Source organism: Cyanobacteriota bacterium, from assembly GCA_027618255.1.
Classification (GTDB): domain Bacteria; phylum Cyanobacteriota; class Vampirovibrionia; order LMEP-6097; family LMEP-6097; genus JABHOV01.
In genome coordinates this window covers 16,902-27,191 of sequence record JAQCFG010000024.1, presented here as the reverse complement: position 1 = coordinate 27,191, position 10,290 = coordinate 16,902, and the positions used below count along the sequence as shown (strand labels likewise).

At 36.0% G+C, this 10,290-nt stretch carries 4 protein-coding genes and 1 tRNA gene; 4 read left to right on the top strand and 1 reads right to left on the bottom strand.

The window, feature by feature from the left end:
* The first annotated feature begins 251 nt into the window (after window positions 1-251).
* Both O3C63_04850 and O3C63_04845 read left to right on the top strand, forming a co-directional pair.
* Complete coding sequence (locus O3C63_04850; protein ID MDA0772252.1) at window positions 252-1,472, top strand: hypothetical protein; 1,221 nt, start codon at window positions 252-254, stop codon at window positions 1,470-1,472.
* Window positions 1,473-1,527: 55 nt separating this feature from the next.
* Window positions 1,528-7,245: a DUF58 domain-containing protein gene (locus O3C63_04845; protein ID MDA0772251.1), complete on the top strand. Its 5,718-nt coding sequence runs from the start codon at window positions 1,528-1,530 to the stop codon at window positions 7,243-7,245.
* Window positions 7,246-7,460: 215 nt separating this feature from the next.
* Here the strand turns inward: O3C63_04845 and O3C63_04840 are convergent.
* Window positions 7,461-7,537 (bottom strand) — tRNA-Ile (locus O3C63_04840).
* A 197-nt stretch (window positions 7,538-7,734) separates the two neighbouring features.
* Here O3C63_04840 and O3C63_04835 point away from each other — a divergent pair.
* On the top strand, window positions 7,735-8,583 hold the full coding sequence (locus O3C63_04835; GenBank protein ID MDA0772250.1) for a sigma-70 family RNA polymerase sigma factor: 849 nt from the start codon (window positions 7,735-7,737) through the stop codon (window positions 8,581-8,583).
* Window positions 8,584-8,601: 18 nt separating this feature from the next.
* Window positions 8,602-10,209, top strand: a complete 1,608-nt coding sequence (locus O3C63_04830) for an NAD(P)H-hydrate dehydratase (protein MDA0772249.1) — start codon at window positions 8,602-8,604, stop codon at window positions 10,207-10,209.
* Window positions 10,210-10,290: the final 81 nt, after the last annotated feature.

The window sequence follows — 10,290 nt, the reverse complement described above, 5'->3', positions numbered from 1 at the left end:
GAAACACAATAAACAAAAAGACCCACCGATGGCGAGTCTTTTTGTTTATTAATGGTGCTCCCGAAGTGACTTGAACACTTGACCAATCGATTATGAGAAAATTAACTATTCCAAGTATATTTCTAAAAGTTTCTATTCAAAAAGCCCTATTTACTCTTTCTTATTGAATCTAATTAAAATAAAGAAGAAGGTATTGACAATTACACACTTGGTGCGCTATTATCTAATCTTGAATTTAAGGAGTTTTACAAATGTCAATTGATCCAACCCAAGGTAGTAGCCCAAAGAAAGAAACTGGTAGAGTAGGGAAATCTACAGGATCTCCGCAAAGCAAGGGACCTACAACAGAATTAGTAGCTGAAGGTTTAGATGCTTCTCAGATAAAGCAACTTTTAACCCAGCTAAAGAGTACTGGCAAAATTAATGGAATTGGTACTCCTAGTCGTGAAGAAATGGTTAACCCTCAATCTGTGGGTGCTGGAGCGAGAGCACTAGGTGGCTTTTTCCAAGGTGGTCCAATGGATTCAATTATGGTGGATATGACTACACAACTTATTTCACAAAGGGATAATACTGATCGTTTTGATATTTCAATTACAAGAATGCCTATGGGAGAAAATTCGATGGGTATCCAAGAAGCAGCAATTGCTCAGGTTTATCCAAGTGATGCAAAAACAGAAGCTATTTCTCATAGAGACTTCGGTTCATTAATGGTAAGAGTAGATTATTTTGATGCTCCAAGGCAGACAGCAGCTAGATTACTTAATTTAGCAGTTAACGAAACTCCTACCAGAGTAGTGGAATTAGGAAAGGATCTGTCATTTGGAGAACTTGCTATTAGGTTAAAAAGCTTGGTAAATAATAATCGAGTTAATGTTATTCTGTCTCCTGCTACACATGGTTCCGATGATCAAGCAAAAACTACCACAAGGCTTGAAGATGAAGTTGAAAGTCATTTAAAAAGAGTCAAGGCTGCTGCTAACGGTGATGCTAGTGCAAGGTACTCAATAGCACAGCGTAATTATTCACCTAAGGGGTTAGGTGGTGAGTTAGTTGCAGCATTTATTGATGTTGAAAGAAAGAGTACTCCTACTAATCATTCTCCAAGTATAGACAATCTTACTTCTAGTCAAGGAGAGTTGGTTGCTGAAGGATTAGATGCAAAAGGAGCTTCTGATGTTTTGAAAGTACTTTGGAATGATCGAAAATTAGACACTCTTGGTATCGGCAGTTATAAGCTACCTCCAAATTCAGTAATATTTCCTTCTGCAGACTTTAAGGATGACTCTGGTAGTGAAATGTCTGTAGATGAATTATTTGAACAACTAATGTCTCGACATAGCAATGACTTCCCTGGTAAAAAACTTGATGTAATACTGAGTGGAAACTCACCTTGTAAGCGTGATGAAAATGATAGACCAGTTCAAGGTGAAGGATTCCTTGCTAGGGTCTATGCAGATGATTTTAGCTAATAAAAATACCAGACAAGTATTGACCAATTGGCACTCGAAGTGCTAGTATTATCTTATGTCTATCAAGATTGCCCCACAATGGCCTAGTATTTTGACTTCTGAATACTCTTCTCCTAAGCAAATTGCTGATGGTATTGAGTCTTCTGGTAGGTATGATGATTTTGAAAATCAGGCACGAGTGCACCTCAGTAGAATCTTAGAAATTCTTCAAGTCAGCAATACTGAAAAATTGACGCTAGGTGAACTAGCAACAAAAGTTCAAAATTCATTAACTCGAACTCATAAATTAATTAATCCTGATTCTACTGAGGAAAATTTTTTAAATCAAATGGATGAAGCTTTGACTATCCTTAAAGATAGTTTTCAGAGAGCAGCTAATTATAAATCTAGTGGTTCAACAGATGGTACTAGTTATTTTTTCAATGAAGTAAATCTCACTCATTTTGTAGAGTATTTAGGTTTGTGTGTAAATTTTTTAGAGTCAAAACAAGTTCAGAGACGTAGTCTAGAAGCTACTGACGCTACATCAATGGCACAAAGACAGGCTGCTGATTTAAAAAGAAGCTTGATTGATACGACCAGATCTGATGAGGTTGATGAAGCAAATCTTCCTGATAGCTCTGAAACAGCAATTAAAACACCCTTTGATCTAAACACAGACATAATCAGTGGAGTAAAAATTATCAAGATGGATGTCGATCCTGGTAGTAAGCCAATTTCGATTATTAGTGATATAAGAACTTTATTAAACGAAAGAGGAATGAGTGCAACTATACCATCAAGATTGACTTCAGTGGATATGCCGACGTTAACTGGTGATAGAGATACTGGATGTGCAGATTTCAGCTTTACAATTGAAAGTAATAGACCAGGTCGGTTATTGAAAATTCCATCAGCTCTAGACTACGAGGTTCAATCTGTAAGTTTTTTTGATCAAGCAGGTTCAGAATTAGTTGATGCATTTAATGCAGAGAGGGTTTATAGAGATGAGTTTGGCTTTGTACACCTTGATGTCCCAGAAAACTGTAGAGAAATCAGATTCAGATTACAACCAATAACTGTTAGATCCTCTATTGAAGACGAACAACAGATGCCCCAAGCAAGTATTGCAAATAAACTAGCGGCCATTCATGATTCACAGAATATGAAATTAGAAGTAGTCGGCTTGCCTGAAGAACTTAGACCATCATTTGTTAAATCAAAAACAAAAGAAGATCAACAAACATCAATTACTGATACTAACGGTTCACTAGCCTTACCAGATTCAGTCCTTCTGCAATCTTATGATCCACATATTGTTAAAACTGATGAAGATGATTTCTATGAAAAATTAGTTCAGAGTAGACCCACTGTTGCTGACAAAGTTCAAACGATACAGCTACATCACAATTCTGGGACAGCACTGTTTACACGGAGAGGAACCATAAAAGATTTTATTGCCGACCAGCCTAATTTTTTTCAAGCTCAAAAAGCAATTGGTGTTAAAGGAGATTTTGCCCAGCTTTCAACGTATTTATGTAATGAACTCAGACGATTTGGGATTAAGTCTATGTTAGTTGACGCTCATATTGTTTTAACTAATGGAAGCCAGAGAGAACTATCACCTTTTAGAAAGAATAATACTGTGGTTGCCTATTTTGATGAGAATAATAATCCACACATCTTAGACCCTAGAATGTTTATTAGAAGAGAGCCTGAAGTTATAGGTGATGATATTTTGTTTGAAGATCCAAATGGGGATATAATGTCAAGTTCTCTTGATAGATCTAAGAGCATAGGTGATGGAGACGGAGAAGAAGATGGTGTCGAGAAGGATCAAAAGAAACTCTTAGACGAAATTGAAGCTGTGATTTTGAAGGGCGGTGTCGGTGATCCGGTTTTAGGACCTAATACGCAGCAAGTCCAACAGTTTAATGATACGCAATTTGATACAAGTCCTAGGACCTGTTTTGAGCCCCCTAAGTTTAAGCCTGAAGATGACATAGACTATCCAAAACTGGCAGTAGAAGTTCTTTTTAAGATGAAATCTATTCGCAGTGAATTCCAGAAAGCTTTAAAGACAGGAAGTCTAAGTGAAATTACAAAGCTTAGATTTGAAATAATCAAACTCAAGAGATTCATAAGTCAGTTCGATAAGGATGAAGGTAATTATGGTTATCGTGATCGCGGATACTACGACAGAGCAAAAAACTTACGTAAAGCAATTTTAGACTTAGACCATAGTGATGGTAGTGTTGCTGACTTGCTTTCATATTATGGTAGTGAAGATTATGATGATGCAATCAAGCATGTTCTTTGTAATGAACAATCTCAAAATTCACCTAGGCTACAAGATGAATATAGAAAACTCTTTGTTCATAGAAAAACCTTTAGAGGAGAGAATGCAGATCATGACTTCAGGTTTTATCCACATGACGAAGTTAGAGATAAAGTGGTTTATGCACCTGAAGCTTTAAGTTCTTGGAAGACGGATGACTTGATTGAGGCAATGCAAACAAGGCACAAAGATGATAATACTGACTTTAAGCTTCTAAATGAGTTGCCAAGAAGGAAGGACACGGCAAACCCTGAGCATCTAAAACAGATAGGGGATATAGTCTCAATGCGCTGTACCAAAGAGTGGCAAAAACTAAATTCCCATGATCCCTTAGAGCGAATAGCTTTTTTGCAGGCATCAGAAGATCCAGATAGGTTCAGGGATTTTTATGCAGATATAATGATTACAAGATTCACCCAGAATTTTCCTTATGATGTACCTTGGAGTATTAGAGTTGACAATAATAATCAATGGCGTAAAGCAAGTATTAATTTTTCTAAAGAAGGTGGAGTTTTAGTCAAACACAGGCTGCAAGAACTTTTTAAAGCATATATGAGTCAAACTAAAATAAAGACTTTAGCTGAGAATTTGTTTAAGGAAAATAATGATAATTATGGCAAAGGCAAACCTTATTTTGTTGAAAGGACTCTTTCTGCTTTAGAGCACTTTGGTCTAAGTTTAGAAGGACTACTTTCTGAAGAAGAAACTATTAGTTTTATTAAACAACACTATAAGGTTGATATCCAAGACTTGGAATACTTTGCAAGTGAATTGGGGCAATTAGAAGTTGAATCATTAGGAAATGAATCAAATATATTTAGCAATGACAAAGCATATTTAGCATACAAGTTCGTCAAAATTGTCCAGCCAAGTTTATTGCAAAGAGTAGCTTCTAGTGATCATGATACTGCCTGGCAAAACTTTAAAAAAAGACGCTTAAAATTAACAGCTAGAACTGTAGTTGATGACTTAGGCAATAAAGCAGCTCGAGATTCACGTGGAAAAAATAGCCACGATTATGAATATGAAAAAGAGAGAAAGGCTCAAGCAGTCAAAGACAAAGTTGTCAGATCATATAACGTAGATAATGAAAAAGAATACTTGCATCCAATCGAATTTATTAAGCTTGTAAATTTTATACTCAGTAAAAATGAAATTATAGATGTTTTTAAAGAAAGCCCAGAGTTATCTAGAATATGTCGTTTGAGCAACCAAGCCTTTCATCAGGAAGCTCCTGTCGTTGCTAAAAAGTTATCGGTCACTAATCTAGAAGCAATAAAAGATGAATTAAAAACTGAGCTCAGGAATTTAATAGGAGAGAATGTCTTTCCTTTATTGCGTGATTTCCCAGAATTACTGAGTGGCTGGTACACAAAAAGTATAAATGGTCTATTCTACTCTATAACAGGTATCTCTGAAACTTTTGCTAACTTCATATTGACACCAGAGAGCGATTGGAACGATGAGACCGTTTTTAGTACTGCTAAATTACTATTTAGCCATGATGAACAAATGCAAATTTGTAGTCAGTTACCTGAGTTTCAGAGATTTGCTTCTGGCTTAAACTTGTCTGTTGATGATATTTTTGGCGATAAAGATTATTCAGCAGACAGTAGGTCTAAGTTAGTAGAAGCTTGTGATCCCACTGAATTTACGAGAATTAAAGATAAAATCAAAACTTATATTAACGCAAATCGAAAAAGACTTAGGGCTTTCATTGAAAAGGCAAAGAACACTTATAAATGTCCTTCAATATCTAATAGACTAAAACTTTTTAGAGAATCTGGACCAGAAGGAATTGAGAAGTTGGCTCTCGAAGAGCTTCTTGACCTAACAAATTATCTATTGAATCCAGAAGAAAGATTAGAGTTATTCGAAAAGAATCCTACTCTAAGTGATTTTTTTAAGCTTATGCAACCTGATAGGAAGACTCTTTTTCAAGATTGGTGGAAAAGTGAAAAGATTGATAGAGAGGCATGGAAAAGTGAGATTATTTCTCCAATCAAAGTAAAATTAGTTGATTGCTTGACCCCTCTGGTTCTCGATGCTGATTTTAAAACTATGCCCCTCAAAAAAGATGATGAAAGTGAAGTAAGGGATAAGAAAGCTTCTATTGAGAGACATTGTAGGCTTCGTATTGCTGATGCGGTAGTAAGTTCTTATCAAACTGCTGGCAACAGATTAACAAATAATTTTTTAGTTTTTTGTAAAGATCCTACAGAGTTAAAACAGAATCTAAGACAACTTTTAAATAGCAATGTATCAAATGAATCTTTAAGGGAGAAAGTGATAACTCTATTAGAAGAGCAAATAGAAGATAAAGATCAGTTTGCTACAGTGAAATTCTGGTTATCTCAATTAAAAAGCAATGAAGATCTAAGGAATTTAATATTAATTCTTACATCTGATGAGTCTTTTGGATTAAGGCAAATTGGTATAGATCCATCGAACATTGAATCTAACCTACTTAATAGACGGTATAACGGAAATAACTTAACAGTTAAAGATACAGCCCCTGAAAATCAAGTGGTGCCTGACTTTAGTGCAGAATCATCTTTTTTACATAGGCTTGGTGGACAGCAAATGACTGATATTGGACAAGCGAAGCTCTTTAGTGCTCTGGCTGATTCCAGTGAGTCCCTCATAACTCGATTAAATGTGTTTGATGGTTATAGCGAAGATATTTCTTTAAAAAGACCTGGATTTAAGACTCATGAAAAGATTAGAAGACACATAGATTCTTTCAACCAAAAATCGACCCATAGATATAGAGAAATACCTATGCAATTAGCATTAAGTTCAGATCCAAGGCAAAGCTCAAGACGCTCTAAATCGTTTAGTGAAGATGAGTTTAAAGATTTAAGGGAATATGCTCCTGGTGACTCAATTAAAAGAGTTAATTGGGCTGCAACTGCACGCTCAGGTAAGCCTATCGTTAACACCTTTCAAGCTTTTAACGATGATCCAAGTACTACATACATTATCCCTTTTAACATGATTGATAGTCTAAGTTCTGATAAATTTCTGAACTCAAGCTTTGGAAGTTTCATAAATAAACTAGCAAGAGAAATTAAAGAGGGTAAGAAAGTAAACCTTGCTATCACATATTATGGAAGAGTTTTTGCAGAAATTCCCAACCATGAGCTGAGGCATCTTTTAAATAGTTCTACAGTAGATGAATATGGAAAGCGCAATAAGTTTTTTAATTTGGCCCTTGAATTGATTTATGCTAGTACAAGGGTTAGTGGCGATAATCATAATCCACCAAGTTCAAGCTCCCCAATATCATGTACTTCTTGGTTACCTAACCAAAGCAATCCTAGAGAGAAAAAAGGTAAAGTTGTGGCAATTGGATATGATGACAATGAGCTTAAATCATCAAGAAATCTATTTAATTTATGGCATAAAAAAGGTATTAGTATTTATAAAGGCACTTTTGAGGCTTTGGCTGCGTAGTAACTTCTTTCAAGGACCTACTCATTAAAGCTTCATGTCTTTAGGATCACTTGATCAAATCATCTATTTAACACTGCACTTTAAATTTGCCCATCTGTCAACCAATGATACAATATGTCAAGATACGACGAAACCAGCGAAAGAGTTTAATGCCAAAAAGAGAGTATGACTAGAAAATAAAAATCCCCACCATTAAGGCAGGGATTGCTTTTTAATGGTGCTCCCGAAGTGACTTGAACACTTGACCAATCGATTATGAGTCGACTGCTCTAACCAACTGAGCTACAGGAGCGCTGGTTTGTACTTTTGTATTTTGTGATAAATCTACTAAGTACTAAAACATTATAAAACGACTGTTAGTTCAGGTGTTAATAAATTCAGTTATTCTATAGTTTCCACAAATCTTTGGTGAGCCATAGGTTCCCGGTCGAATCTAAATTAATTTTGTCTTTGCAATTAGGGGGACTTGATCTGGGAATAGAAAATATAATGACAACAACGAAATTTGAAACAGAGATTAGCCCATATTTGAATTCAATAGCCCACTGGTCTTTGCTGACAGCATGTCAAGAACAAGAACTTGGTGCTTTGATAAAACAAGGATGTCAAAAGTCTAAAGATAAGATGATAAGGCATAATTTGAGATTAGTCATCTCTATTGCCAAGAAGTATCAAAACCATGGCATGTCTATTTTGGATCTGATACAAGAAGGCAATATTGGTTTGATTAAAGCTGTTGATAGATTTGATTCAAGTCGCGGTTATAGATTTTCTACATATGCGACATGGTGGATTAGGCAAGCGATTACCAGAGCGATTTCCAATAAAGCTAGATCAATTAGAATTCCTGTACATAAATTAGATTTGATGCGCAAAATTAGAAAAACAAATATGGAATTGCAAACTAAACTCAAACGTAAACCAACTGACAAGGAGCTTGCTGAAGCTGTTTCATTACCAATAGACAAAGTGAAATTAATGATGGTGCTTGCCGATAAAACCTTGTCGCTTGAAACTAGTATGAATTCTGGATCTGATGATGATATGAAGCTTGATGAATTGATTGCAGACCCGAATATAAATTCTATGCCAGAACTCAATTGTGAAGATCATATGTTGGTTGGTGATTTAGAAAAAGCAGTTTCATATCTAACTAATAGGGAGCAGGCTGTAATTAAATTGAGATTTGGTATCGAAACTAATGACAGTTGGACTTTGGATGCTATTAGTAAATTACTCAAGATGAGTAAGGAAACAGTGAGGCAGACTGAATATCAGGCATTGACTAAGCTCCAAGGACCAAGTCTTAAGCCGATATTGTCTGATTATTGTGTTTAAACAAGATACAATTGAATTATGATTCCTGTCCTCACTAGAGCCGAAATGGCAAATATAGATAAAGCCGTGGCAAGCTCGTATGAAGGGATTGGTTTTGAATATATGCAAAGAGCTGCTCGTGGCCTTTTTGATCTTGTGATTAATCGATACTTAGAGAGCCAAAAAAAAGGACAAAATGCGTTTGTTACTATTTTTGCTGGCAAAGGTAATAATGGTGGTGATGGAATTCTACTTGCTGCTTACCTTGCTGAAGAAGGTTATCCTGTTAAATGTTTTATTCTTGGCTCTGTTAGTGAACTAAAGAATGAAGCTAGGCATGCTTACTTAGAGCTTGAAAGAGGCAATAACAAAAACGAGTATCTTGATTTTATTGAAGATATTGCTGATATTGAATTGGTTCAAAAACATTTTGGAAAAATATCATCCAAATATAATAAGCATTTTTTTATTGATGCTCTCTTAGGAATTGGTGCCAAGGGCAAGCCCCAGGAGCCTGCTGCTAGCTTGATTCGTATTATTAATGAGTACTATACAAGTGTAGATACGATCTCTGTTGATTTACCTTCTGGCTCAGATGTTGATACAGGGGAAATTAATGTAGCATGTGTTAGGGCTCACAGCACCCTCACTATGGGCTATCCCAAGCTCGGTAGTTTTTTCTTTCCAGCACGAGCTAATTATGGACTGACTATTGTACAAAATCTCTCATACCCAATAGAAATATTTGAGCACGAATTTAAATCCAAAATATACTTTGCCAATACAGTTAAGCAACTCTTGCCGCCACGCATAGCGACTGGTTCAAAATACGATCATGGTTTTGCTACTTTGATTGCTGGTTCTCCTGGAATGGAAGGGGCTGCTAGCCTTGCCGGAACTGCAGCTTATAAATCTGGTCTTGGTTTATTGAAAATATTGACTGATGCTCAAACAAGAAAAATAGTTGCCAGTAATTTACTTGAAGCTATCAGCGAAGACATCGTTGATGATCTGCTGAAACAAGCTTGTGTTAAAAATCCAGCCGTCTTGGGACTAGGTCCTGGACTATCTTTGGCTTATAAAGATCAAATAACTAGCTTGATCAAGTCTTATAATGCACCGATGATTTTAGATGCTGATGCGATTAATAGTTTGGATACTAAATTACTCAAAAAACACAAGTCTGATTTATTAATTACTCCTCATGCTGGCGAGTACACTCGTCTCTTTGGCAAGTTTGATAAATCCTTGACTCCAATGGAATTGATTGAAGACTTGAGAGCTAAGGCTCAAGAATATCAAATGACTATTTTGTACAAAGGGGCACCGACTATCATTGCTGACCCAGGAGGCAAAGTGTTCTTGGTTCCTTTTGGCAATTCTGGGCTTGCTACAGCTGGTACTGGTGACGTCTTGACTGGACTGACTTTGGGCTTTGCTACTCAGCTTTATACTCTGCATGCAAGATACCCAGAGATTAGGTTCTTCTATACTGTTTTTGAAATTAGTCCTTTGACTCAAGCTGCTATTCTGGCTAGTTTTATTCATGCCAAGGCTGGTGAGAAAGCGTCTAAAGAACTTACTGAGTATTCAGTGATGGCTTCTGATTTATTGAAATATATTCCTAAAGTGATTGGGGAGCTTTAGTATTAGCTCAAAATACTTTTAGACTTTTGCTTTTGACATTACTAATAAAATCTAGTGTTGATGACTCAAGATATCTATAAA